Annotated in this window: 20 protein-coding genes; 6 read left to right on the top strand and 14 right to left on the bottom strand. The window is 58.5% G+C overall.

Going from position 1 to position 24,647, the window contains the following annotated elements; all coding sequences use genetic code 11:
• The first annotated feature begins 813 nt into the window (after nucleotides 1-813).
• Nucleotides 814-2,790 carry a M23 family metallopeptidase gene (locus RBB47_RS29500; RefSeq protein ID WP_305989515.1) on the top strand — a complete coding sequence of 659 codons (1,977 nt, stop codon included), beginning with the start codon at nucleotides 814-816 and terminating at the stop codon, nucleotides 2,788-2,790.
• A 74-nt stretch (nucleotides 2,791-2,864) separates the two neighbouring features.
• Here RBB47_RS29500 and clpB read toward each other — a convergent pair whose 3' ends face one another.
• The 6 genes from clpB to RBB47_RS29470 form a co-directional block, all read right to left on the bottom strand.
• A complete protein-coding gene (gene clpB / locus RBB47_RS29495; RefSeq protein WP_305989514.1) occupies nucleotides 2,865-5,462 on the bottom strand; it encodes an ATP-dependent chaperone ClpB in 2,598 nt (865 codons plus the stop codon).
• A gap of 215 nt (nucleotides 5,463-5,677) precedes the next feature.
• Nucleotides 5,678-6,364, bottom strand: coding sequence for a DUF4167 domain-containing protein (locus RBB47_RS29490; protein ID WP_305989516.1), 687 nt, complete (start codon nucleotides 6,362-6,364; stop codon nucleotides 5,678-5,680).
• Between the two features lie 392 nt (nucleotides 6,365-6,756).
• On the bottom strand, nucleotides 6,757-7,611 hold the full coding sequence (gene prmC, locus RBB47_RS29485) for a peptide chain release factor N(5)-glutamine methyltransferase (protein ID WP_305989513.1): 855 nt from the start codon (nucleotides 7,609-7,611) through the stop codon (nucleotides 6,757-6,759).
• Between the two features lie 2 nt (nucleotides 7,612-7,613).
• The gene (gene prfA, locus RBB47_RS29480; RefSeq protein ID WP_305989512.1) at nucleotides 7,614-8,687 is read right to left on the bottom strand and encodes a peptide chain release factor 1; all 1,074 of its coding nucleotides are present in this window, start codon (nucleotides 8,685-8,687) and stop codon (nucleotides 7,614-7,616) included.
• Between the two features lie 60 nt (nucleotides 8,688-8,747).
• Nucleotides 8,748-11,015 (bottom strand): phosphoenolpyruvate--protein phosphotransferase, encoded by a 2,268-nt coding sequence (gene ptsP / locus RBB47_RS29475; RefSeq protein WP_305989511.1) that lies wholly within the window; start codon nucleotides 11,013-11,015, stop codon nucleotides 8,748-8,750.
• 69 nt (nucleotides 11,016-11,084) lie between these two features.
• Nucleotides 11,085-12,335, bottom strand: a complete 1,251-nt coding sequence (locus RBB47_RS29470; protein ID WP_305989510.1) for an aspartate kinase — start codon at nucleotides 12,333-12,335, stop codon at nucleotides 11,085-11,087.
• Nucleotides 12,336-12,537: 202 nt separating this feature from the next.
• Between RBB47_RS29470 and ubiG the strand changes: the two genes are divergently transcribed.
• The 3 genes from ubiG (at nucleotide 12,538) to RBB47_RS29455 (ending at nucleotide 14,827) form a co-directional block, all read left to right on the top strand.
• The gene (gene ubiG, locus RBB47_RS29465; RefSeq protein ID WP_305989509.1) at nucleotides 12,538-13,299 is read left to right on the top strand and encodes a bifunctional 2-polyprenyl-6-hydroxyphenol methylase/3-demethylubiquinol 3-O-methyltransferase UbiG; all 762 of its coding nucleotides are present in this window, start codon (nucleotides 12,538-12,540) and stop codon (nucleotides 13,297-13,299) included.
• Nucleotides 13,299-13,994, top strand: coding sequence for an alpha/beta fold hydrolase (locus RBB47_RS29460; protein ID WP_305989508.1), 696 nt, complete (start codon nucleotides 13,299-13,301; stop codon nucleotides 13,992-13,994). Before ubiG ends, RBB47_RS29460 begins: the two co-directional genes overlap by 1 nt.
• 326 nt (nucleotides 13,995-14,320) lie before the next feature.
• Nucleotides 14,321-14,827 (top strand): hypothetical protein, encoded by a 507-nt coding sequence (locus RBB47_RS29455; RefSeq protein ID WP_305989507.1) that lies wholly within the window; start codon nucleotides 14,321-14,323, stop codon nucleotides 14,825-14,827.
• Nucleotides 14,828-14,895: 68 nt separating this feature from the next.
• Here RBB47_RS29455 and RBB47_RS29450 read toward each other — a convergent pair whose 3' ends face one another.
• The 4 genes from RBB47_RS29450 to RBB47_RS29435 form a co-directional block, all read right to left on the bottom strand.
• A complete protein-coding gene (locus RBB47_RS29450; RefSeq protein ID WP_305989506.1) occupies nucleotides 14,896-15,423 on the bottom strand; it encodes a DUF1178 family protein in 528 nt (175 codons plus the stop codon).
• Nucleotides 15,420-16,274: a carbon-nitrogen hydrolase family protein gene (locus RBB47_RS29445; protein WP_305989505.1), complete on the bottom strand. Its 855-nt coding sequence runs from the start codon at nucleotides 16,272-16,274 to the stop codon at nucleotides 15,420-15,422. Before RBB47_RS29445 ends, RBB47_RS29450 begins: the two co-directional genes overlap by 4 nt.
• A gap of 49 nt (nucleotides 16,275-16,323) precedes the next feature.
• A complete protein-coding gene (gene grxC, locus RBB47_RS29440) occupies nucleotides 16,324-16,581 on the bottom strand; it encodes a glutaredoxin 3 (RefSeq protein WP_305989504.1) in 258 nt (85 codons plus the stop codon).
• Nucleotides 16,582-16,691: 110 nt separating this feature from the next.
• Nucleotides 16,692-17,471, bottom strand: a complete 780-nt coding sequence (locus tag RBB47_RS29435) for a ComF family protein (protein ID WP_305989503.1) — start codon at nucleotides 17,469-17,471, stop codon at nucleotides 16,692-16,694.
• Nucleotides 17,472-17,629: 158 nt separating this feature from the next.
• On the opposite strand from RBB47_RS29435, the gene RBB47_RS29430 reads away from it, so the two are divergent.
• Nucleotides 17,630-18,517, top strand: coding sequence for a class I SAM-dependent methyltransferase (locus RBB47_RS29430; RefSeq protein WP_305989502.1), 888 nt, complete (start codon nucleotides 17,630-17,632; stop codon nucleotides 18,515-18,517).
• A gap of 51 nt (nucleotides 18,518-18,568) precedes the next feature.
• Here RBB47_RS29430 and RBB47_RS29425 read toward each other — a convergent pair whose 3' ends face one another.
• From RBB47_RS29425 to RBB47_RS29410, 4 genes are all read right to left on the bottom strand, one after another.
• Entirely contained in the window at nucleotides 18,569-18,739 is a 171-nt protein-coding gene (locus tag RBB47_RS29425) for a Flp family type IVb pilin (protein WP_305989501.1), read from the bottom strand.
• Between the two features lie 83 nt (nucleotides 18,740-18,822).
• Nucleotides 18,823-19,224 (bottom strand): (deoxy)nucleoside triphosphate pyrophosphohydrolase, encoded by a 402-nt coding sequence (locus RBB47_RS29420; RefSeq protein WP_305989500.1) that lies wholly within the window; start codon nucleotides 19,222-19,224, stop codon nucleotides 18,823-18,825.
• An 82-nt stretch (nucleotides 19,225-19,306) separates the two neighbouring features.
• Nucleotides 19,307-20,548, bottom strand: coding sequence for a bifunctional glutamate N-acetyltransferase/amino-acid acetyltransferase ArgJ (gene argJ / locus RBB47_RS29415; RefSeq protein ID WP_305989499.1), 1,242 nt, complete (start codon nucleotides 20,546-20,548; stop codon nucleotides 19,307-19,309).
• A 144-nt stretch (nucleotides 20,549-20,692) separates the two neighbouring features.
• Nucleotides 20,693-21,562 (bottom strand): peptidylprolyl isomerase, encoded by an 870-nt coding sequence (locus RBB47_RS29410; protein ID WP_305989498.1) that lies wholly within the window; start codon nucleotides 21,560-21,562, stop codon nucleotides 20,693-20,695.
• Between the two features lie 278 nt (nucleotides 21,563-21,840).
• On the opposite strand from RBB47_RS29410, the gene secA reads away from it, so the two are divergent.
• Complete coding sequence (gene secA / locus RBB47_RS29405) at nucleotides 21,841-24,615, top strand: preprotein translocase subunit SecA (protein WP_305989497.1); 2,775 nt, start codon at nucleotides 21,841-21,843, stop codon at nucleotides 24,613-24,615.
• The last annotated feature ends 32 nt before the right edge of the window (nucleotides 24,616-24,647 follow it).

Here is a 24,647-nt window from a genome sequence, read left to right as displayed (position 1 = left end):
CCCAGCAATTAAGCCGAGGATCGCAAGGCCAACGCCGCCTACGCTTCCCTTCCTTCATATCCAAATTGTCAAAGAACCATTCGTATCGAACGAATGCGGCCATTGCGGCTCAACCAAAGACGCCTAGTCTCAAACCCGTTGCCAGGTCTTTGCGACTGTGATGTCCGGTAAGGTCAACAGCGAGATGCGCACAGTGGCGGCGCCGCCGTCGATGGAGGCGGTTATACGCATGGCCCCAACCTGAGTCAACAGACTTTGTCAAAAAAGATTCACAGAATAAGAACCGGCAAAATAAAGGCAATGAAATCAGATTGTTAAAGAAAGGAAATTCGCCCTTTCCAGACAAAGACAGGCCCCGGATGCACTCCGAAATCTGCCTCGATTTAAAGCCCTCGCAGGGGTCCGAATTTCAAGGCAAAATTCGCACGAAAGTTGACGCGCTGCACCATGCGATTTAGGGCGCTGCACACAAAAAGCACACGCCGCACTGCGCCCGAAGGCATATTCGCCCCTAAACAGCAGCTCAGATCATAAGATGCGCCAAAAGACACCGCCGGACGATCGCATCTTATCCTTTCGCATCAGAAATGTGCAAAGGACACCTGCTGATCACAGAACCGTCAAAATCTCGATTTAGGCACGGTCTCTCGGGCATGTCGTGTCGGGACTGGGGCGCATAAACATTTGACGTTTTAGGCCAAACACTGCATGAAGCAGGGTCAGGGAAGTTAAGATGGCCGGGCAGGTCGCCTCCCACCTGTGTGTAATGGGTAATGATCCGCTACAGAAATTTAGGGGACCGGACAGGTAGTAATGCATTTTGGCCCTTTCCATAGTGCACAGGCCCTCCGCATCGAATTGGGCGAGGAACCGCCCCTGCGCGGCTACGAAGGCCGCAGCGGAATGTCCGACCGACGCCAGGTGTCATTGCGCTGGCTTGCAGGCAGCGTCCTCACGGGCGTGACGTCGCTTGTTCTCATGGGCGGCGCCCTGATGGCGGCCCTCGATGGCCAGTACAGCGTTGAAGCTGCGGCTTCAACCGATGCCTTTTTCACAGACGCATCAACCGGCAGCGGCGGCAGCAGCAAGGGCGACCGGGTCCTGAAGACGGCAGCGGAATACTCCAGCAAACACGTGATCGATGTGAACGTCGTCTCCCGGATCGGAGACAAGGATCATATCCGTGTTCAACCCCACGTCTTTGTCAGCGCGTCGCTTGCGACCCGGAAAGATCCGGAACTCGCCGACCAGATTCCGAAATTCAATCCGCTCAACATGTTCGCGGACAACCAGGACGACGCACCAGCTGCTGATGTCAATGAAACCGGCACGGCAGTCGTTACAGATTCCATTTACGGCGCAAAGCTGGAAAGCGAAGTCAGCATCAGTCTCGCGCCTTTCCCGGTCTCCAGCCCTGAAATCGACATTGACGAGACGCCGTCTGAAACCGAGGTGGAACTGCGCGTACGTGAAATCGCACGGAACCTTGCTCTCAATTCAGTAGAAACGGCAGCCAAGAAGCTCGTCGACCCGGGACGGTTTGATTTCAATCTCGCGCTTCAGCCGGATCTTGAACGATACGCGGTGCGTATCACGCCGGAAAACGTCTCCTTCGTTTCCAAGAAAGACGAGGACATCCGTTATGCCGGCATGGAAGAGAGCATCGTGCCGATCACGAATGACCAGGTTCTGCCTGATCTGCTCCGCGACTACGATGCAAACGAAGCGGAGGCTGCGAGCATAACGACAGCTTTCGCCAGCCTCTTCGGTATATCTGAACTGCAGGACGGACAGCGCCTGCGCATCGCTTATGCGCCGTCCCCGGAGAACCTGGAACGCATGCGTCCCGAACGGGTTTCGCTCTACACCAACACCGAACACCAGGCGACGGTCGCAAGATCAGACAATGGTGATTATGTGCGGGCGGAAGAACCGAGCACCTTCCTCGCAGACGCCTTCGCCGAGGCGGACCGCGTATCTTATGGCGGACCGACGCCGGCCATCTATGACAGCCTCTACCAGACCGCGCTGGAACAGGAGATGCCCGAAGAGATCATCTATGATCTGGTGCGCATGTTCTCCTTTGATGTCGACTTCAATTCCCGCGTTCAGCCGGGCGACGCTCTGGAACTGTTTTTCACGCAAGGCGACGAGAACACGGCGCCGAAGATCCTTTATGCCGCGCTGAACACGGGCAATACCAAGCGCGAGTTCTACCGTTACCGGACACCGGATGACGGCGTGACGGACTTTTATGACGAGTCCGGTCAAAGCGCGAAAAAGTTCCTGGTGCGCAAACCGGTGAATGGCGGCAGGTTCCGGTCCGGATTCGGCATGCGGCGCCACCCGATCCTCAAATACACCAGGATGCATCGCGGCGTGGACTGGTCCGCACCGCGGGGCACGCCGATTATTGCGGCCGGCAACGGCAAGGTGATAAAGGCCGGCTGGGCTTCCGGCTATGGTCGCCGTGTCGAATTGCGGCATACCAACGGCTACGTGACCACCTACAGCCACATGACCAGCTTTGGCAAAGGCATTCGTGAAGGAACGCGTGTTAGCCAGGGCCAGGTAATCGGTTATGTCGGATCAACCGGTCTGTCGACTGGACCGCACCTTCATTATGAGGTCCTCGTCAATGGCCGCTATGTCGATCCGATGCGGATCAAGCTGCCGAAAGGGCGCACGCTTGAAGGCGAGATACGGACAAACTTCGAGACCGAGCGCTACCGGGTGGAAACACTACTGGAACGCGCGCGCAAACCGTCCCGTGTCGCCGCACTGAATTGACATCTCTTCAAAAAAGAAAAGCCCGCGGGACGTTTTCCCGCGGGCTTTTTGTTTTGATCCTCTGATCGTGCAGCTTAGGCTGCAGCGCTTTCCGATCCGGCCACCTGAAAGATCAGACGGTCGCCACCGGCCGAGACATTGACGGTCTGTCCGTCCAGAATGTCGCCGGCCAGCAGTTTTTCGGCAAGCGGATCCTGAACATCCTTCTGAATGACACGCTTCAGCGGCCGGGCTCCGTAAGCCGGGTCGTAGCCCTTCTGCGCAAGCCAGCCAAGCGCGCTGTCGTCCAGGTTCAGCGTGATCTTCCTGTCGACCAACAGCGTCCGCAGCCGTTGGAGCTGGATCTTGACGATATCGCCCATCTGCGAGCGTTGCAGACGATGGAACAGGACGATCTCGTCGAGCCGGTTCAGAAACTCCGGACGGAAATGCCCGCGCACCGCCGCCATCACTTCGTCGCGCACCGCGTCACTGTCCTGCCCTTCCGGCTGGTTGACCAGATATTCCGCCCCGAGATTGGACGTCATGATGATCAGCGTATTCCGGAAATCAACCGTACGCCCCTGGCCGTCGGTCAACCGACCGTCGTCGAGGACCTGAAGCAACACGTTGAAGACATCGCCGTGCGCCTTTTCGATCTCGTCAAACAGGATGACCTGGTAGGGCCGGCGCCGGACGGCTTCCGTCAGGGCTCCGCCCTCCTCGTAGCCGACATAGCCGGGAGGTGCGCCAATCAACCGGGCAACGGAATGCTTCTCCATGTATTCGGACATATCGATCCGAACCATTGCGCTGTCGTCATCAAACAGGAAACTCGCCAGCGCTTTGGTCAGCTCCGTCTTGCCGACGCCGGTCGGACCCAGGAACATGAACGAGCCGATGGGACGATTGGGATCCTGAAGTCCGGCTCTTGACCGCCGCACGGCGGTCGAGACGGCATGGATGGCTTCCGCCTGGCCGATGACGCGCTCGGCAAGAACATCTTCCATGCGCAACAACTTTTCCCGCTCGCCCTCGAGCATCTTGTCAACCGGAATGCCGGTCCATTTCGAGACGACCTGGGCAATGTGCGACGGTGTTACGGCCTCGTCGACCATGGCGTCCTTGTCTTCCGACGTTTCCGCCTCCGTCAGATTGCGTTCCAGGTCCGGAATGACGCCATAGGCCAGCTCACCCGCTTTGGCGAGATCGCCCTGCCGCTGTGCGATTTCCAGATCGATCCGCGCCTGTTCCAGCTGCTCCTTGATCTTCTGTTCAAGATTGAGCTTTTCCTTTTCGCCGAGCCATCGGTTGGTCAACGCCTGGGACTGCTCTTCCAGATTGGTCAGTTCCTGTTCAAGCTTGCCAAGCCGGTCGCGGGACGCTTCATCGCTCTCGACCTTCAGCGCTTCGCGCTCGATCTTGAGCTGAATGATGCGCCGGTCGAGCTCATCCAGCTCTTCCGGTTTGGAATCGACCTGCATGCGCAACCGGCTTGCGGCCTCATCGACGAGATCGATGGCCTTGTCCGGCAGAAACCGGTCCGTGATGTAGCGGTTGGAAAGATTAGCCGCCGAAACAATCGCAGAGTCCGTGATGCGCACACCGTGGTGCAGCTCGTATTTTTCCTTGATGCCGCGCAGGATCGATACCGTGTCCTCGACAGTCGGCTCGGTGACGAACACCGGCTGGAACCGCCGGGCAAGCGCCGCGTCCTTTTCCACATGCTTGCGGTATTCGTCGAGGGTCGTCGCCCCGACACAGTGCAGCTCGCCGCGCGCAAGTGCGGGTTTCAGAAGGTTGGAGGCATCCATTGCCCCGTCTGCCTTGCCTGCACCGACCAGCGTGTGCATTTCGTCGATGAACAGGATGATCCCGCCGGCAGCGGCCTCGACTTCGGACAAAACCGACTTGAGCCGCTCTTCAAACTCGCCTCGGTATTTCGCTCCCGCAATCAACGCGCCCATATCAAGTGCAAGCAGCTGCTTGTCCTTCAAGGACTCAGGCACGTCGCCGTTGACGATCCTGAGCGCCAGGCCTTCCGCGATCGCGGTCTTGCCGACGCCCGGCTCACCAATCAGAACCGGATTGTTCTTGGTTCTGCGGGACAGCACCTGGATGGTGCGCCGAATTTCCTCGTCGCGCCCGATGACAGGGTCAAGCTTGCCGTCACGCGCAACTTCGGTCAGGTCGCGCGCATATTTTTTGAGGGCCTCATACTGATTTTCAGCGGTCGCACTGTCCGCCGTACGGCCCTGCCGAAGCTGATTGATCGCCTCGTTGAGCCCGGTCGGCGTGACACCATGGCGCTTCAGCAGCTTGCCGGCTTCACTCTCGCCATCCATAGCCAGGGCGAGCAACAACCGCTCGACCGTGACGAAACTGTCTCCGGCCTTTTCCGCGATCTTTTCTGCCTGTTCGAACAGACGTGCTGTTCCCTGGGCCATGTAAAGCTGACCGGAACCGCCGGACACTTTCGGCATCTTGTCGAGTACGCCCTCAAGATCGCCTTTCAGCGCCTTGGCCTGACCGCCGGCCCGGTCGATGAGGCCGCTGGCCATGCCTTCCGGATCGTCCAGCAGCACTTTCAGAACATGTTCGGGCGCAAATTGCTGGTGCCCCCGCCCAAGCGCAAAGGTCTGAGCGGACTGAATAAAGCCGCGGGCGCGCTCAGTGTATTTTTCAAAGTTCATTAGGTACCTCCTACCCGTTCGCACCACCCGAAGCGTGGGGAACGTCGTTGGATACGGACCCCTCATGCGGGCATCCGTACAGTCTTTTGAAAACTGCCCTCCTAATATAGTGTTGCATTTTCATCACAAAAGGCCCTGTCGCCGAAAACCGACAACGAAAAAAACGGCGCCCGTCAGGACGCCGTTTTTTCTAAGTTCCAACGCTCCGGAAACGCTTATTCGGTAGCTGCTGCTGCCTCTGCCGGGGTGTCCTCGGATGTCTTTGCCCGGCGGGTCCTGGTGGACCTTCGGCGAGGCTTGGCCTCTTCGTCGCCACTGCCATCTGCAGGCGTAGCATCCGCCTCCGGAACAGCTTCGCCTGAATCGGTGGTCGAAGCCTCCGAAGTGGCACGCCGGGGAGCACGTGTTCTGGGTGTCCGCGACCGACGCCGGGGTTTTTCCTCCCCGCCGGTCTCATCCCCATCGGCTTGCTGTGCAGACCCGTTGACCTGACCTTCCTGATCGATCACCGGCATGTCTTCGATGAAGGGCTGCGGGCTGTTGGCATCGACAACCTCTGCATCCGGCACCGAGCGATCGGGTGCCGGCCGCTCGCTGCCGTTGACCGGTGCCGCACCGTTGGCGGCGGCTGCATCGGCAGTCTCTTCCGCCTCGTTGCGGCCATGCGGTTGTGCCGATGGCTGCTGTTGCGGCTGCGCGGCGGCAACGATGCGAAGATAATGCTCCGCATGCTGGTTGTAGTTCTCGAACATCACTCGGTCGCCGGATGCCTGAGCATCTCGTGCAAGCTGCTGATACTTCTCCGCAATATGCATCGCAGTACCGCGGATTTTCACATCTGGACCGTTTGATTCGTAAGTCCGGGTTAACGGATTGGGACCCTTGCGGCCCCGACCTCGCATGCGCTTGTTGCTTTGATTTCCTGGTCTCATCCTGCCGTTTTCTCTTGCGGAACGGCGGTCAGCTGACCGCTGACCCAACATCGGAATTGCCTAAAACCGATACGAAATACTCACCGAAACCAACACTGTTGGTTAGCGGCTGTCATTGAAAACACACGCAGCGCTTAAAAGGCCAATGGCCAGCGCTCTCGTCTTTCTCTTCGACAGTCCGAAACAACGGAAACCCCGATCTGCAGCGACGTCCTTCACGCTGAAAGTGCGCTCGTTCCCACGCTGCCGGATGCGTATGCCCCGCTAAACGCTGATAACATCTCCGGTCTCGGCAAGTCGAACCTAACCGTTTCCGTTGCGATTTCCAAGTGCTTTTTCGCGATTGGATCAAAACAGTCAAATTATTGCTTCCGCGCCACAACGACACGGTCGTTACCGGCAAGATCCTTAATGATTTCAATCGCTCCAAAGCCATGAAGACGCAACTGTTTTTCAACATCCTCAGCCTGATCATAACCGATTTCGAGAGCGATTCGCCCGCCTGAAGCCAGCAGAATCGCCGCATCCGTAACAATACTGACAAAGGCCTCAAGACCGCTTTCACCACCGTCAAGAGCAAGCATCGGGTCGTGCTGGATCACTTCCGGTTCAAGCTTTGAAAGCACTTCGGTGCGAATGTAAGGCGGGTTGCTGACGATCCAGTCAAGACTGACTTCATCGCCGGTGGCAAGCGTGGTGAGATAGTTCGCGCAAAGCGGAAACAACCTGTCTCCCACGCCGTGCTGTCTTGCGTTCGCGCATGTACAGGCAAGTGCGTCCTCTGCAAGGTCGATCGCGATCACACTGCACTGTTCGTGTTCGGCCAAAAGGCTGACCGCGATTGCGCCAGATCCGGTGCCGACATCGCAGATCAGGAGCGGTCGGTCTGCGGACGATCGTTCAAGCACTGCATCGACGAGAATCTCCGTATCGGGCCGCGGTTCAAGGGTCGCCTCGTTCAACCGGAAGCGACGGCCGTAGAACTCCCGCTCGCCAAGGATCCGTCCGACAGGCATACCATCTAGACGAAGACTTGCCTTGTCCTGGATCTCCTGAATGACCTCTCCGGCAATCAACAGGCTGTCGTTGAGAACAAGATCGGACAGGCTCATTTTCAGAACGGACCCGACCAGCAGTCTGGCATCCATGTCGGCTGACGACAGTCCGGCGGCCCGGAACCGGTCCCGCACAGTCCGGTAGATCTGCCCGGCCTGCATCGTCAGGCGTCTTCCGAAGCAAGCAGATTGGCCTGGTGATCCACGATCAGCGCTTCAATGACCTCGCCGAGACCATCACCGGCGATGATCTGTTCAAGCTTGTAGAGCGTCAATCCGATCCGGTGGTCGGTCACGCGTCCCTGGGGAAAGTTGTAGGTGCGTATCCGCTCGGACCGGTCTCCCGATCCGACCTGCAGACGCCGCGCTTCCGTGCGCTCACTCGCAGCCCGTTCGCGTTCTTCGTCATAGATCCGGGCCCGCAACAATTGCATGGCCCTGGCCTTGTTCTTGTGCTGTGAGCGCTCGTCCTGAACGGCAACGACAATGCCCGTTGGAACGTGTGTGATCCGAACCGCGGAATCGGTGGTGTTCACGTGCTGGCCGCCGGCGCCGGACGCGCGGAATGTATCGATGCGAAGATCGCTTTCCTGGACATCGATGTCGACATCCTCCGCTTGCGGCAGGACCGCAACCGTTGCAGCAGACGTATGGATCCGCCCCCCGGACTCCGTTGCCGGAACACGCTGCACACGATGTACGCCCGATTCGAACTTGAGCCGGGCAAACACGTTTTCACCGGAAACAGATGCAATGACTTCCTTGAAGCCACCGACTTCTCCCTCATGTGCCGACAGCACTTCCACTTTCCAGCCCTGCAGCTCCGCATAGCGCTGGTACATACGAAACAGGTCCCCTGCGAAAAGGGCAGCCTCGTCACCGCCCGTGCCGGCTCTCACTTCCAGGATCGCATCGTTGGCATCGGCTTCGTCCTTGGGCAGAAGGCCGATCCGCACGTCCTGCGAAAGCTGTTCGACGCTCTCGCTCAACTCGTCGCGCTCCAACTCCGCAAGCTCCCGCATTTCCGCGTCGGTTTCCGGGTCCGAAAGCAGAGCTTGCGCGCCTTCCAGGTCCTGTTCGGCCTTGATAAGGGCGCGAATCTTGGTGACGAGCGGCTCAAGACCGGCATATTCGCGCGAAAGCTTCACATAGGCGGCGGGCTCGGGACCGGCCGACATGAGGTGTTCGATCTCGGCAAAGCGGTCGAGCAGGTTATCCAGTTTTTGACGCGCCAGCATACGCGCAAGTTCTCCCAGGTCTGGTCGGGGGCATAAATGGCCAGGTTTTACCGGTTGCAGCTACAAGGCAACATCGGTTTCAGCAGCAAAGCGCTTCAGCACATCCCGGATATTGTTGTCGTCATGGCCAGGATCCAGCCTGGGCAGCAGTCTTGCCGACAGGCGCCCCGCATCGAGTGTCCGCAACATGGCTTTCACCGGACCAAGAGAGGCCGGCGACATGGACAGATCCCGATAGCCGAGACCGACCAACGCCATCGCTTCCAGGGGCCGCCCGGCCAGTTCACCGCACAAGGTCACAGGCACATGAGCCTTATTTGCAGCGTCGACGATGGATTTCAAGGCTCTCAGGAAGCCAACGCTCAACGTGTCGAAACGCTCCGCGACCCGGGTGTTGCCCCGATCCACGGCACAGAAGAACTGAAACAGGTCGTTCGAGCCGACGGAGACGAAGTCGACATAGGTCATCAATTCGTCCAGCTGGAACAGCAGTGACGGCACTTCGATCATGACACCCAGCCGGACATTTTCCGGCACCGCATGACCGTGACGGCGCAGGTGCTTGATCTCCTTGTCGACAAGTGCCCGGGCGTTCAGGAACTCGTCGACCGCGGCCACCATGGGGAACATGAGCTTGAGATCGCGCCCGGCGGCTGCATGAAGCAGCGCCCGGATCTGCGTGCGCAAAAGACCGGGCCTGTCGAGACCGAGCCTAAGCGCCCGCCAGCCCATGGCAGGATTTTCTTCCTGGATGGAGCGCAGATAAGGCAGCACCTTGTCGCCACCGATATCGAGCGACCGGAATGTCACCGGCTTGCCGTCCGCCGCATCGAGGATCTGGCTGTATTGCGCCTGCTGCTCACGCATGCGCGGGAAGGACGAGGCCACCATGAATTGGAGTTCGGTCCTGAAAAGACCAACGCCTGCCGCACCCGATTCTTCCAGATGCGGCAGATCGATCAAAAGGCCCGCGTTCATCTGCAGCGAGAACTCGACACCGTCCTTCGTAACCGATGGTTTGTTGCGCAATCGCCGGTACTGCGCCTGCCGGCGTGCCCGGAACCTAACCTTTTCCGCATAGGCGTTTTCAAGATCGGCTGCCGGGCGCAGGTGGACCTCGCCGGTGTCGCCGTCCACGATGATCGCATCGCCGCCGTCGGCCAGGCTCACAATGTCGTCAACGAGACCGACCGTTGGAATGCCGAGCGCCCGGGCAACGATGGTAACGTGGCTTGTCGGTCCGCCTTCTTCCAGAACCAACCCGCGGATCCGGTCGCGTCCGTAATCGAGAAGCTCTGCGGCCCCCATGTTCCTGCCGATGATGATGGCATCCTGCGGCAGTTCATCCATTCCCGGCCCGTGCTCACGGCCCATGAGTTCCCGGATCAGTCGATGCGCCAGGTCGTCCAGATCATGCAGACGTTCACGCAGATAAGGGTCTGTCTGGCGCAGCATGCGTGCGCGCGTGTCGCTTTGAACTTTCTCGACGGCGGCCTCTGCCGTCAGCCCGTTCTTGATCGCGTCCTCAATCTTGCGGATCCAGCCGCGGTCATAGGCAAACATGCGATAGGCTTCCAGAACCTCACGGTGTTCGCCTGTCGCGGCAATCTCGCCGCTGGCCAGCAGATCGTCGATAGACAGCCGCAGCCGGTTGATGGCGCCTTCAAGGCGTGCTGTTTCCTGGTCAGTGTCTTCAGCGATGAGATTGGTGACGACAACGCGCGGCTCATGAAGCACGACGTGCCCCAGGCCCACGCCTTCGGCCAGCCCGACGCCGGCAGCGGTGATTGGCCGGGACAGGTCCAGGCCGGTCGCCTCCTGCGCAATTGCTTCCAGTTCTCCCGCCGCCACCATCTCGGCGATCACCATGGCCGTTGTCTGGAGCGCCTCGACTTCGTCTTCGAGATAGGTGCGATGTGACTGGTTTTGAACGACAAGCACGCCTAGCGTGCGCCCTGCCCTCAGGATCGGCACCCCGAGAAACGAGTTGAACGCCTCTTCTCCGGTTTCCGGGAGATAGGCAAAGCCCGGGTGAGCGCTGGCATTCGGCAGGTTCAGCGGCCGGGCCTCGGCAGCGATCAGGCCAACAAGGCCCTGGCCGACACGCAGCGAAGCGTTGTGGACCGCCTCACGGTTCAGACCTTCGGTCGCATAGAGCTCAAGAACTCCGTCAGCGCGCAGGATATAAACCGAACACACTTCAGCGACGACATTCGAGGCGATCAGCACAACGATCTTGTCGAGTCGCTCTTGCGCCGTGATCGGCTCCGCCATGACTTCGCGGAGCCTGCGGAGCAAAAGGCGCGGTCCGGCTAGGTTGCTGCGCATTGCGCCCCCGTCTCATTCCGCTTAAGGCGAATCTCCGTTTTATACATGGGAGATCCGCTGTCGGACAAACTATCCGTCCAACCCGTATAGCGAATGCAGAGTCCGCACTGCAAGTTCCGCATAGGCAGAATCGATAAGGACCGAGATTTTGATTTCGGAGGTTGTGATCGCCCTGATATTGATGCCCTTGGAAGCAAGACCGCTGAAACACTGCGCCGCGACACCGGCATGAGAGCGCATTCCGATCCCGATAACAGACACTTTCACGACATCCGTCGCGCCTTCCAGGTTCTGGAAACCAATTTCCTCGCGATTGTCTTCAAGCACCGTTCTGGCGCGTTCGAACTCGCTTTCCGGAACGGTGAAGGTGATATCGGTTGTCTTGCCGTCGGGCGAAATGTTCTGAACGATCATGTCCACATTGATGTGGGCGTCGGCAAGCGGACCGAATACGGATTGGGCAACCCCCGGCTTGTCGGCCACATCACGGATTGAGATCTGTGCTTCGTCCTTGGCATATGCAATGCCGGTGACTACCTGCTGTTCCACGAGTTCGTCCTCGTCGCAAATTAAAGTACCAATCGGAAGGCCGTTTTCTCCGGCCTGCGGGGCATCGGGGTCGTCGAAACTGGATCGCACGAATGTTCTGACATTATGCACCATCGCCATTTCGACCGAGCGGACCTGAAGCACCTTGGCTCCAAGCGACGCCATTTCCAGCATTTCTTCGAACGACACGCGCTCCAGGCGCTGCGCTTTCGGGACGATGCGCGGGTCCGTCGTGTAGACCCCATCAACGTCGGTATAAATGTCGCATCGGTCAGCCTTGATGGCAGCAGCGACCGCAACCGCACTCGTATCGGACCCGCCCCGGCCAAGGGTCGCGATCCGGTTGTCGGGCGAAATGCCTTGGAAACCGGCCATAACCGCAACCTGGCCCTGTTCGAGCCGTTCGACCAGAAAGCTTCCGTCGATCTCCCGAATGCGTGCCGCTCCGTGGTTCTCGTCGGTCTTGATGGGAACCTGCCAGCCTTGCCAGGACCGCGCATTTACGCCCATGTCCTGAAGGACGATCGCAAGCAGGCCTGATGTGACCTGCTCACCGGACGCAACAACGGCGTCATATTCGCGGGCATCGTGAAGCGGCGCCGCCTCGCGGCAGAAATCGACCAGCTTGTTGGTCTGGCCGGCCATGGCCGAAACCACCACGGCGACCTGATGGCCGGCGTCCACTTCCCGTTTGACATGGCGGGCGACGTTGCGGATGCGATCGAGATCGGCAACCGAAGTTCCCCCAAATTTTAAAACCAGTCGGGACATACCACTCGTATTCTGTTTGTCGTGTCATGAAGCGCCGGACGCTCCGGATGGATCGGCGGACATGCATACAGGCTGCGATGCCTTGCTGCAACTCCGTGTGACCTGCGCTCACTTGACAAATGGTCAAAGACCCTCAACGACAGCTAAACAACTGGCGTCAGCCCGGAAAGCCCAGTGGCGCGCGCAATGAAAGGATTGTCGAATGGCAGGCAAAGCACAACAGAACATCGGCACGATCGATCAGGAGGAAGTCGACCGGTTTTCGGCCATGGCCGATCAGTGGTGGGACCCGACCGGCAAATTCAAGCCGCTTCACAAGTTCAACCCGGTGCGCCTGGCCTACATCAAACAGGAAGTGTGCCGGCAGTTCGGACGGGATCCGAAAGCGAGCGATGCTTTCAAGGGCTTGAGGTTTTTGGATATCGGCTGCGGCGGCGGGCTCCTGAGTGAACCGATGGCGCGTCTGGGAGCCGACGTCGTCGGTGCCGATCCGTCAGAAACCAACATCCGTATCGCAAATCTTCACATGGAAAGCTCCGGCCTCAAGATCGACTACCGGGCCGAGACAGCAGAAGACCTCGCGGCGGCGGGCGAAACGTTCGATGTTGTGCTCAATATGGAAGTTGTCGAGCACGTGGCCGACGTTCCGCTTTTCCTTGAAGCCACCAGTTCCATGGTCCGTCCCGGCGGATTGATGTTCGTTGCGACCATCAACCGCACACTCAAAGCTTACGCGCTGGCGATTGTCGGTGCCGAGTATGTGCTGCGCTGGCTGCCGAAGGGCACGCACTCATACGAAAAGCTGGTCAAACCCTCGGAGATTGAGGGTCCGCTGACCACGGCAGGCCTCACTATCGCGGACCGCTCGGGTGTCAGCTACAATCCCGTTACGGACACCTGGTCCAGATCGAGAGATATGGACGTGAACTACATGCTGCTTGCGGAAAGACCGGCCGCTTCCTGATGGGCGACCCGATCGTTCTGGTTCCCGGGCTGTTGTGCACCGAGGCCCTTTACGCACCTCAGATCGTTGCCTTCGCAGACCGGCCGATCCTGGTGGCAGACAACCGCTCTGACGACGGCATCGACAAAATTGCCGACCGCCTCCTTAAGAGTGCGCCAGAGCGCTTTTCCATCGTCGGGCTTTCCATGGGCGGATACATCGCCATGGAAGTTGTCAGGAAGGCACCGGAGAGGGTCGGCAAGCTCGCATTGTTGAACACGTCTGCGAGAGCGGACACGGAAGAGCAGAAAAAGCGCCGGAATGTTCTCATCAAGCTCGCCCGGCAAAAGGACTTCGCAAAGATCCCGGAACTCTTTTTCCCCGGTTTCGTGCATGAAAGAAACGAAGGTAATGCCCAACTGAAGGCGGTCGTCGACGAAATGGCGTTGGCGACGGGCCCGGAGGCTTTCATTCGTCAGCAGACCGCAAATGGCAGCAGGATCGACTCGCGGCCCTATCTGGCTGAAATCGAATGCCCGACTTTGGTCCTTTCCGGGGATGGCGATCGCCTGATACCACCTGAACTTTCCGTAGAGATGCACAGACAGATTTCGGGCAGCACCTTGGAAATGATCGAGAACTGCGGCCATTTGTCCACTCTGGAAGAACCGGAAAAAGTGACCGCAAAACTGAGAGATTTCCTCAATCGGTCGTAATTCCGGCCCGCAGAAACGCTCAACTGCGGAAAAAGTCGCAGGCAATTATTGATCCCTGTCAAAGATCCGCATTGCAGCGGGCCTAGAGTTGCGTCACGTTAGATCAGCGGACATGCCATCGGAACCGATTGACTGCCCGGAAATTGATCGAGCATTGGTGTTTGGAATGAGGGTTCCACGGTCAGTTGATCGCAGGACGTTCCAGACATGGCATTCCCGGTGCGCCGGGATCCCTCGAGGGTAACCTCGTGCGGACCGCACAACGGCCGGCACAACGCGACGTGACGCCGGCCATGCATGAAAGACAGACAGACGGAGGATCTCTCATGCCGACCAAACGCAACACAGGTGCGTTCGATTTCACTGCAATGAAGGTGGACTGGCCTATGCCGGCATTTACCAACTGGGCCTTCGCCGAACGCGAGGACAAGATCGAGGCCAAGACGGTCGCCAGCCTTCAGAAAATGGGCACGACCATGTGGTCCCACGCTGAAAAGGCGTTCGACGATCACATGGAATTCGTCAGCCATCGCCTGCACGAAGACTTTGAATGCGCCAAGTCGCTGAGCCAGTGCGTGGCACCCGAACAGACGATGGCAACGCTTCAAGCCTTCTACTCACAAATGGCCACCGAATATCAGGAGCATTTCGAGAAGCAGGCTGCACTTTTCCGGGACAGCTTTTCAGAAAACGCAGCTGCCGTTGAAGAACTCAACGAAACGGCAATGGAAAGTGTCAGCGAGCTGAGCAAGGCTGCTGAGGAAAGCATTGAGGAAACAAAGCCCGCTGCCAAGAAAACGCGTTCGACTGCGTCAGCTGCCAAAAAGAGCTGAGCGGTAACGCCTGCATCGGACACCCCCGGCTGGCGCACCAACGATCTGAAACGGATAGAGTGCGCCAGTCAGTTCTTGTCGTCGGGAAGTTCGGGCAACGGCACAACAGAAATGCCTTCATCCAGAAGATCTGCCGCATCCTTGGGCGTGGTTTCACCATAGATGCTGCGTTCTTCCGCCTCGCCATAGTGAATTTTTCTGGCTTCCGAGGCGAACTCCGTGCCGACATTTTCCGAGCTCTCAAGGATGCGAGAGCGCATCTGGCGCAATGCTTCCAGAATTTCCTTTTGCCGCACGTCACCGGGCAGGAGCGCCTTCGGCTGCAAGGATGTGTCGGTGGGGCTGGCCGTGGTGGCAGGCGCAGCGCCGGGTTGCGCAGGCTCGACGGCACCTGTCCACTCAGGCGGTGGAACACGTGTTTCTTTTTTGCGGGATGTTGAAACGGCGGGGGCCATGAGACCTTTTTCAACACGCACCGATCCGCATACCGGGCAGGCAATCAACTTGCGCGCACGCTGGGAATCATAGTCTTCGGAGTTCCGGAACCAGCCTTCAAAACCATGTTTGGCGTCGCAAACAAGCGTGTATTTGATCAAGCCGGTTCCTCCCTCAAACCTTCGCTGACGCGGCAGACAAACTCCCGCTCATTGGCAATCGCAGGAATACGCGCACGGGCCTTGGCGACGTTTCGTGTGTCGATCTCCGCCAGCACAAATCCCGGTTCATCATTGTTCAGCTCGGCAACAACACTCCCCCAGGGGTCAACGACGAGGCTGTGTCCGTAGGTCTCGCGCCCATCCTCATGCGTCCCGCCCTGCGCCGCCGACACAACGTAAGCGCCGTTTTCGATCGCCCTGGCGCGCTGTAACACATGCCAGTGAGCCTTGCCAGTCTGGCGGGTGAACGCTGCCGGCGCGGTCAGGACCTCCGCCCCCGCGCGGGACTGCGACCGGAAGATTGCCGGAAAGCGGATATCATAGCATATCGCCATGCCCAGCTTTGCAATGGGAAGATCGACAACGACGGCCTCGTCTCCAGGCTCATATGTTGCCGACTCCCGCCAGCTTTCACCGTCCGGCAAGTCGACATCGAACATATGGATCTTGTCATAGGAGATCATGATCCTGCCGTTTGGTCCGATCAGAAAGCCGCGATTGGCAACCTTGCCGTTTTCCGCCAGAACCGCCAGCGACCCGATATGCAGAATAAGATCGAGTTCCGACGCGAGCTTGCAGGCCATCTGCAGGAACACGTCTTTTTCAGGGACCGATATCCTTTCAAGCAGCTCCTCGCGTCTGCGCACCAGAACATTCGACATCTCTGGAGACTGAACATATCGAGCGCCTTCCCTGGCGGCGGCTCTTATCAGATGCTCCGCCTGGTCAGCATTCTCAGAGAGGTTCTTGCCGCTTCGAAGCTGAATGCATGCTGCGGTAAAGGTGGCCATTCGATCGCCTTGCGCTCCGACGGAAGAGATGTTTCAGCCACTTACTAAATCAGGAAGCAAGCAGGGCGTCCAGTTTGCCTGCGCGTTCAAGGTCATGCAGATCGTCGCAACCGCCGACATGAGTCTCACCAATGAAGACCTGCGGGAACGTAGAGCGTCCGTTCGCCTTTTGAATCATCTGCTTGCGCAGGTTACCGTCGAATGTCGCGTCATATTCCGTGTAGGCGACACCCTTTTTGTCGAGCAACCGCTTTGCGGCCGTGCAAAAACCGCACAACTGCCGTGTGTAGATTTCCACCTGCGCCATGTCTTGTCCTTTCACCCCTCCCGCTCCACCGCGGGATAGTTGCAGCATTCATCAAAGTCGCGGGTTATATGCGCCCGGCTCCGGGAAACACAAGGGAGAAAGCAGTATTTTCAGGGCATTGCCGTGTTGGCGCCGCTATCATGAGACGGATCTGCCAATGCGAAAGTGAGCACATCGACCGACGCTGCGCCTGCCGCCTTGAGCGTTTTCGTGCAAGCTGTGACCGTGGAGCCTGTTGTCATCACGTCATCGATCAAAACAATGTGACGCCCGTTCAGCAATTCGGCGCGGTTCTTGTCCACGCTGAAGGCAGAGCGGACGTTTTTCTGGCGCTCGCGCGCTGATAGGCCGACCTGCTGCCGCGTGCGCTTACGGCGCTTCAAAAGCTCCGGTTCATAAACACCGCCGCATTCTCTTGCGATCACCTGTGCCAGGACGGCGGACTGGTTGAACCGTCTCGACAGGAGCCGGAGCCAGTGAAGCGGAACTGGCACGATCAGGCTGTCTTTGCTCAGAAACTCGCGGCCCGCCCCTGTCATCCAACGCCCCATCGGCCCGGCCAACTCCCGCCTGCCAGCGAACTTCAGCGCAAGTACGAGATTTTGGGCCGCCCCTTCGTAAAGAGCCACGGATCTGAGACGTTCGAACTCAGGTGGTGCAGCGATAGCCCGCGGGCTCCAGGCCTCTTCCCCGACATCATAGGCAAATGGGGTCCCCAACCGGTAGCAGACCGGCTTTTCTATGAAGGGCATGCTGTGCCAGCAAGTCGGACACAGTCCGTCTCCGGAACTGACGAGCGTGTCGCAGCAAAGGCAGCGCTTCGGCAACAGGAAGTCAAGAACGGCCCGACCTGCCGACCCAGGCGCATCTGTGAGCTTGTAACGCTTCAAATTCAACTGCTTGCCCCGCGTCGCAGCAACACCACCGGACAACAACCTATAATTGTTTTTTTCAGAGTCAAAGCCCTTATTTGCAGGGCGTGAGGTTTTGACCTCTCATGGCAGATGACCTATGTGAGCCGAAGCGACTTTGATGGCCAGGATTTCAAGTGAACGCGCAACCGGATCTGTTTGACCGCACCTTGTTTAAAAACAGGCGCATTCGAGCGCTCAAGGCTGCAAAGCCCGGCGCCGATTTCTTGCTGGCCGAAGTTGCGACCGATCTTGAAGACAGGTTGCGGCTGGTAAACCGGACGTTCCATACGGCGGTCGATCTCGGCGGCCATACCGGCCTGATCTCCAGCGCTATATCGAATACCGGAAAAGCCGAGAGAGTTTTGCGGGCTGATCTGTTTACCAGCGATCCTCACCTCTCAGCGCCGGATTTTGTCTGTGACGACGCCCTGCTGCCGCTCAAGGATCAATCGGTCGACCTGATTGTTTCGGCGCTTAACCTTCATACCGTCAATGATCTTCCGGGATGCTTTGTGCAGATCCGCCGAGCGCTCGCACCTGACGGCTTGTTTCTGGCGACCCTGCCGGGTGCTGGCACGCTCACAGAATTGCGCGACAGCCTGACCCGCGCTGAGCTTGAGGCAACCGGGGGGGCGGCCGCCCGGGTGCTGCCATTTGCCGATACGCGCGATTTGGGAGCGTTGCTGCAACGGGCCGGCTTCGCCTTGCCTGTCACGGATCTCGATACAATAACCGTGCGCTACGACAACATGTTCGCCCTGCTGCGCGATCTACGCAGCATGGGGGCTACATCGGTCCTGAGAGAGACGGCCAGAATTCCCTTGTCGCGTGCGACTTTGCTAAGAGCGGCAGAAATTTACGCTGAAGACCATTCGGATGACGATGGACGGATCAGGGCGAGTTTCGCCTTTGTAACCCTGTCTGGCTGGGCGCCACATGAAAGCCAACAGAAACCGCTTCGCCCCGGTTCGGCCAAAACCAGGCTGGCGGACGCGCTCGGAGTTGAAGAAGGCAAGTTGTAGCGCCCAGACGATCGTACCCGGAACCGTGTGTCGGCGCAGTCGTCTGCGACGTCAGCTGTCAGCCGCGTCGTTCAGGGTTGTTGCAATCATGCCGAACACGTCATCACGGATGGTTGTTCCAAGAGCACCCAGGCTCACAATGATGACGATACCCAGAAGACCTGCAATCAGACCGTATTCAATCGCGGTTGCACCGTTCCGATCCTCAACAAATCGCGACACCAGACTCCCTGGCCTTATTCCTGCTTTGAAACCCTTGTTCACCTCGAACACTCCCGCCCGGTTAGGGCACTTGCCTTGCTGCCTTAAACCGCGTCTATCAGATGAGGAATGAGAGGCTCGTCTGCTGCCGGCATCGGATAATCTCTCAGTCTGACCGCGCGTACCCACTTGAGGGCCTGGTTTTCCTTACCTTGGGGAAACCCGTCCCATCTGCGGCAAATGTAAAGTGGCATCAGCAAATGAAAATCTTCATAAGTGTGGCTCGCAAAAGTCAGGGGTGCCAAACACGCTTCGTTAACCTCTATGCCGAGCTCTTCACCAAGTTCCCGGATCAGTGTTTCCTCAGGGCGTTCGCCGTCTTCGACTTTGCCGCCCGGAAACTCCCACAATCCCGCCATTGATTTCCCCTCCGGGCGTTGGGCGAGCAGGATTCGTCCGTCGACATCCACAAGCGCACAGGCAGCAACTAGTACGATTTTGGTCATAAAATAGGATCCGGTTCCGGAGGTCCCTGAAAGGGTCCATTAGGTATTATCGGGAAAGCGCTGTGAGAAATACGAATTCAGGTCAACTCCGGTAGTCGCCGTTGATCGCCACGTACTCCTTGGTCAGATCGCAGGTCCAGACCGTCGAGCGGCCTTCTCCGAGACCAAGATCCACGCGAACAACGATCGATTCCTCTTTCATAACAGCAGACGCCGCTTCTTCGCTGTAATCCGGGTCGCGTTCGCCCTCAACGGCAACGCGCACATCGCCAAACCAGATTGCCAGCCGGTCCCGGTCAGCCGGTTCCCCGGCCTTGCCGACCGCCATCACCACCCGGCCCCAGTTCGCATCTTCACCTGCGACGGCCGTTTTTACGAGCGGCGAGTTGGCAATCGAAAGCGCGATGGTTCTCGCCGATTGATCGCTTTCAGCGCCTTCAACGCAGATTTCGACAAACTTGCGTGCTCCTTCTCCGTCCCGCACGATCTGGTGCGCCAGATCCTGCATCACTTCTTTGAGCGCTGCGCGGAGTGTTTCGAACCTGGGGTCATCCTCTGACGTGACCGCAGAAACGCCCCTTTGCGCCGCGCGACCGGTTGCAAACAGCATTACCGTGTCCGACGTCGACGTATCGCTGTCGACCGTGATCGCGTTGAAGCTTCCGCCCGTCTCACCACTCAGGAGCGTCTGCAAGAGGTCCTGCGAAACCGGTGCGTCCGTGAAGATGAAGGACAGCATCGTCGCCATGTCGGGCGCAATCATGCCGGCGCCCTTGGCAATTCCATTGATGGAAACGGCTTCACCGTCGAGATCAATGGTGCGTGTAGAGAGCTTCGGATACGTATCCGTGGTCATGATCGCCTTTGCCGCCTGCAGCCAGCCATCGCTGTCCTGCGCGGATTTCAGTTCTTCGACCACGCTTGCGAAATTTTCCGCAGGAAGCGGTTCGCCGATAACGCCGGTTGACGCGAGATAAACTTCGTTGACCGCGCAATCGAGCGACCGGGACACGATGTCGGCTGACAGCTCCACGGCGGCCTTGCCCTTTTTTCCGGTGAAGGCGTTCGCGTTGCCCGAATTCACCAGCAGGGCGCGCGCGGCGCCACCTTCCAGATGAGCCTTGCACCAGTCCACCGGCGCAGATGAGCACTTCGATTTGGTGAAGACCCCGGCAACGGCTGTACCTTCACAAAGGGTTGCCAGCAACACGTCGGTCCGGCCCGCGTATTTGATACCGGCGGCGGCTGTTGCGAACTGCACACCGTCGATGCTTGGCATGTCGGGGTAAGATTTCGGAGCCAGGGGTGAAACGGTTGTCGACATGGCAGCGCTCCCGGTTGTTTGAGCTTTTCCGCTGTCCTTAGAGAGCGCTTCATTCAAGCGCAAGTTTTTTCAAGGGCCCTCTGAAACAGGCGGCAAAAAACCCGGCAGGAGAACCTTCCGGGTCTTGTTTTTGTTCGGAGAACTTTACTGGGCCTGCTCGGCTTCTTCTTCTTCGCCCGGCAATTTCAGCGTGTCGTCCAGCACCTCAACGGCGATCGCATCCTTGAGTTCCGCCATCTTGGCTTCATATTTCTCACGGATGAGCTGCTGGCGCAGTTCGCCAACGACCTGCTCGAATGCAGGCTTTTCCTGGCGACGCTTGTCTTCCAGCTTGATGACATGCCAACCGAACTGGGTTTCGACCGGTTCCTTGGTGTAGTCGCCCGGCTCGAGAGCAAAGACCGCATCTTCAAATGGCTTGACCATCTGGCCCTGGCCGAAATAGCCGAGATCACCGCCGTTCGGCCCGGAAGGCCCGGTCGATTTTTCCTTTGCAAGCTCGACAAAGTCGGCCCCGCCGTCCAGTTCCTTGATCAGCGCTTCGGCTTCGGCCTTGTCGCTCACCAGAATGTGACGAGCATTGACTTCTTCAGGGCCTTCGTAATCGGCGTATTCCTTGTCATAGGCCGCCTGCATATCCTCGTCCGAGATGGCCCCGTCGATCTTCTGCGCAATGTACGCATTGCGGAGCGCCTGCAGTTCCAGGAAGGCAAGCTGTTTCTTGAAGTCCGGATCCTGGTCCAACCCGTCCTGCCGTGCCGCCTGGGCGAGAAGCTCCATATCAACGACGACATCAAGCAAGATCTGGCGCCACTGAGCCGGTGGGAAACGCTGGAGTTGCTGGCCAAGGTCTTGAGCTGCAAACGCGATATCGGCTTCCGTGATTTCCGCATCACCAACTTTCGCCACAACATCTCCGGGTTCTTGGGCGCTGAGGGAAGCGGATCCGAGCGTCATGGCCAGTAGGGAAACGGCAACAGCCTGAACCGGCCTGCGCATCGAAATTCGGAACATGTGTAGTCCTTTACATAGAGGATCAGTATTTTCGTCCCCTCATTCTTGAGGGCGCGGGTACTTTGCCTATTCCAGCAGCGTTGACAAGCATAGAGGCCCCTCTTATCTGTCGGGCGTCCCTGCATGACGGGTCCGTACCGGGGCTGGGATAGCATCTTTACGGCCGCGTTCACCGGCCAGCGCGTTGCGCTTGGCGGCAACGTGGACAGCAATTGAGACGATTTCATGGGCGGGCGCCCGATTGCCAGAGAGCGCCGCCTGCAGGGAAGGACCGCCACATGGCTGGCCTTGGCGCTATAGCACGTAAGCTTTTCGGGTCATCGAACGACCGGAAGATTAAGACATTCAGGGCGAAGGTTGAGCAGATCAATGCCCTCGAACCGGAACTTCAGGGACTTTCGGACGAAGCCCTGAGAGCCCGGACCGATGAATTCCGTGAGCAAATCAAGAACGGCGCGAGCATTGAAGACCTGCTTGCTCCCGCTTTTGCGACCGTGCGCGAGGCCGCCAAACGCGCACTCGGACAGCGCCATTATGATGTTCAGCTGATTGGCGGCATGGTTCTGAACTCCGGTCAGATCGCGGAAATGCGGACTGGTGAAGGCAAGACCCTCGTCGCAACGGCACCCGTTTATCTCAATGCCCTTACCGGCAAGGGCGTCCACGTCGTCACGGTGAACGACTATCTGGCGCAACGCGACAGCGAATGGATGGGCGAGGTCTACAAGTTTCTCGGTCTCACCGTGGGCTGTATTGTCCATGGTCTTTCGGACGAGGAGCGCCGTGCCGCCTACGAGGCCGACGTCACCTACGGCACCAACAACGAGTTCGGGTTCGACTATCTGCGCGACAACATGAAGCACGACAAGGCGTCCATGGTGCAGCGCGACCATGCTTTCGCGATCGTCGACGAGGTCGACTCGATCCTGGTCGATGAAGCCCGGACACCGCTCATCATCTCCGGTCCGCTGGAAGACCGTTCGGAATTCTACAACACCGTTGACGCGTTCATTCCCCAGTTGACCGAAGACGACTACGAACTCGACGAGAAGCAGCGGTCTGCATCCTTCACCGAAGCAGGTAACGAAAAACTCGAAGGCCTTTTGAGCGAAGCGGATCTGCTCAAGGGGGACTCGCTCTACGACGTGGAAAACGTTTCCATCGTCCACCACCTGCAACAGGCCCTCAAGGCCCACAAGCTGTTCCAGCGCGACAAGGACTACATCGTGCGCAACGGCGAAGTGGTTATCATCGATGAGTTCACGGGCCGCATGATGCCCGGCCGGCGTTTCTCCGAAGGGCTGCACCAGGCTCTGGAAGCGCGTGAGAAAGTCCGCATTCAGCCGGAGAACCAGACGCTCGCCTCGATCACGTTCCAGAACTACTTCCGCATGTATGACAAGCTCGCCGGCATGACCGGTACGGCAGCGACGGAAGCAGACGAGTTCGCGGACATCTACAAACTTGAAGTGGTCGAAATTCCGACCAACGTCGCTGTGAAGCGGATCGACGACGACGATGAGGTCTACCGGACCGTTGAGGAAAAATTCACGGCGATCGCCAAGCTGATCGACGACTGCAAAGAGCGCGGCCAGCCGATCCTCGTCGGCACGACATCGATCGAAAAATCTGAATTCCTGGCCGAGCTGCTGAAGAAGCACGGATACAAGCAGATCGATCTCAGCGATCCTGCGGCCTTTGCCGAGGCACAGAAGAAAAATGACGGCAAGTCCAAGATCTTCGCCGTTCTGAATGCGCGCTATCACGAGCAGGAAGCTTTTATCGTCGCGCAAGCCGGATTGCCGGGCGCGGTGACGATTGCGACCAACATGGCCGGCCGCGGCACCGACATTCAGCTCGGCGGCAACGCCGACATGCAGATTTCCATGGAACTCGGCGACATGCCCGAGGGTGCAGAACGCTCTGCGAAGGAAGCAAAGATCCATGCAGAGGTCGAGCAGCTCAAGGAAAAGGCATTGTCCGCAGGCGGTCTTTACGTGATTGGCACGGAGCGTCACGAAAGCCGCCGTATCGACAACCAGCTTCGTGGCCGCTCCGGCCGCCAGGGCGACCCCGGCCACTCAAAATTCTTCCTGTCCCTTCAGGACGATCTGATGCGCATCTTCGGATCTGAGCGCATGGATTCCATGTTGCAAAAACTCGGCCTGGAAGAAGGCGAGGCTATCATCCATCCCTGGATCAACAAGGCTCTGGAGAAAGCCCAGCAGAAGGTCGAAGCCCGGAACTTCGACATTCGTAAGAACCTCCTCAAGTTCGACGATGTCATGAACGACCAGCGCAAAGTGGTCTTCGATCAGCGCATCGAACTCATGGACAGTGAAGCAATCCAGGATGCTGTGACGGACATGCGGCACGACGTCATCGACGACCTTGTCGCCGCGCACATTCCTGAAAAGGCCTACCCGGAACAATGGGACACGGAAGGCCTTCAGGAAGAGGTTCAGAAATACCTGAACCAGGATCTTCCGGTGAAGGAATGGGCTGCCGAAGAAGGCATTGCCGAGGAAGAGGTCAAGGAGCGCCTGCGCCGGACGGCCGATGAGGCGATGGCACAGAAAGTCGCCAAATACACGCCGGACATTATGCGCCAGGTGGAAAAGGCAATCTTGCTGCAGACACTGGACAATCTTTGGCGCGAACACCTTTCCAATCTCGACCATTTGAGATCGGTTGTCGGTTTCCGCGGTTATGCGCAGCGCGATCCGCTTCAGGAGTACAAGACGGAAGCCTTTACCCTGTTTGAGTCCATGCTCGCCCAGCTTCGCCAGATGACGACGGCCCAGCTGCTGCGTGTCGAACTCGTGACGGAACAGCCGCCACAAATGCCGGCCGAGCCCGAAATGCACGCGCATCACATCAATCCGACGACTGGCGAAGACGAGATGGCAGTGGCCCAGGCGCCGCTCAAAGCCGTGCCGCCCGGTGAACGTGATCCCGACGATCCGTCCACGTGGGGCAAGGTTGGCCGGAACGAGCTTTGTCCTTGCGGATCTGGCAAGAAATACAAGCACTGCCACGGCGCGCTCAACTAGGTCATACCCAAAAACCTATGAAATCCATTGAA

The sequence above is a fragment of the Roseibium sp. MMSF_3544 genome, assembly GCF_030732845.1.
Taxonomy (GTDB): domain Bacteria; phylum Pseudomonadota; class Alphaproteobacteria; order Rhizobiales; family Stappiaceae; genus Roseibium.
Note: the sequence above shows the minus strand (reverse complement) of the source record. Positions and strands in the feature narration are given on the sequence as shown.

Excerpts from the sequence above, each read along its gene's own strand:
- RBB47_RS29500 (WP_305989515.1), top strand. The coding sequence starts at position 814 with ATGCATTTTGGCCCTTTCCATAGTGCACAGGCCCTCCGCATCGAATTG.
- clpB (WP_305989514.1), bottom strand. The coding sequence starts at position 5,462 with ATGAACTTTGAAAAATACACTGAGCGCGCCCGCGGCTTTATTCAGTCC.
- RBB47_RS29490 (WP_305989516.1), bottom strand. The coding sequence starts at position 6,364 with ATGCGAGGTCGGGGCCGCAAGGGTCCCAATCCGTTAACCCGGACTTAC.
- prmC (WP_305989513.1), bottom strand. The coding sequence starts at position 7,611 with ATGCAGGCCGGGCAGATCTACCGGACTGTGCGGGACCGGTTCCGGGCC.
- prfA (WP_305989512.1), bottom strand. The coding sequence starts at position 8,687 with ATGCTGGCGCGTCAAAAACTGGATAACCTGCTCGACCGCTTTGCCGAG.
- ptsP (WP_305989511.1), bottom strand. The coding sequence starts at position 11,015 with ATGCGCAGCAACCTAGCCGGACCGCGCCTTTTGCTCCGCAGGCTCCGC.
- RBB47_RS29470 (WP_305989510.1), bottom strand. The coding sequence starts at position 12,335 with ATGTCCCGACTGGTTTTAAAATTTGGGGGAACTTCGGTTGCCGATCTC.
- ubiG (WP_305989509.1), top strand. The coding sequence starts at position 12,538 with ATGGCAGGCAAAGCACAACAGAACATCGGCACGATCGATCAGGAGGAA.
- RBB47_RS29460 (WP_305989508.1), top strand. The coding sequence starts at position 13,299 with ATGGGCGACCCGATCGTTCTGGTTCCCGGGCTGTTGTGCACCGAGGCC.
- RBB47_RS29455 (WP_305989507.1), top strand. The coding sequence starts at position 14,321 with ATGCCGACCAAACGCAACACAGGTGCGTTCGATTTCACTGCAATGAAG.
- RBB47_RS29445 (WP_305989505.1), bottom strand. The coding sequence starts at position 16,274 with ATGGCCACCTTTACCGCAGCATGCATTCAGCTTCGAAGCGGCAAGAAC.
- grxC (WP_305989504.1), bottom strand. The coding sequence starts at position 16,581 with ATGGCGCAGGTGGAAATCTACACACGGCAGTTGTGCGGTTTTTGCACG.
- RBB47_RS29420 (WP_305989500.1), bottom strand. The coding sequence starts at position 19,224 with ATGACCAAAATCGTACTAGTTGCTGCCTGTGCGCTTGTGGATGTCGAC.
- argJ (WP_305989499.1), bottom strand. The coding sequence starts at position 20,548 with ATGTCGACAACCGTTTCACCCCTGGCTCCGAAATCTTACCCCGACATG.
- RBB47_RS29410 (WP_305989498.1), bottom strand. The coding sequence starts at position 21,562 with ATGTTCCGAATTTCGATGCGCAGGCCGGTTCAGGCTGTTGCCGTTTCC.
- secA (WP_305989497.1), top strand. The coding sequence starts at position 21,841 with ATGGCTGGCCTTGGCGCTATAGCACGTAAGCTTTTCGGGTCATCGAAC.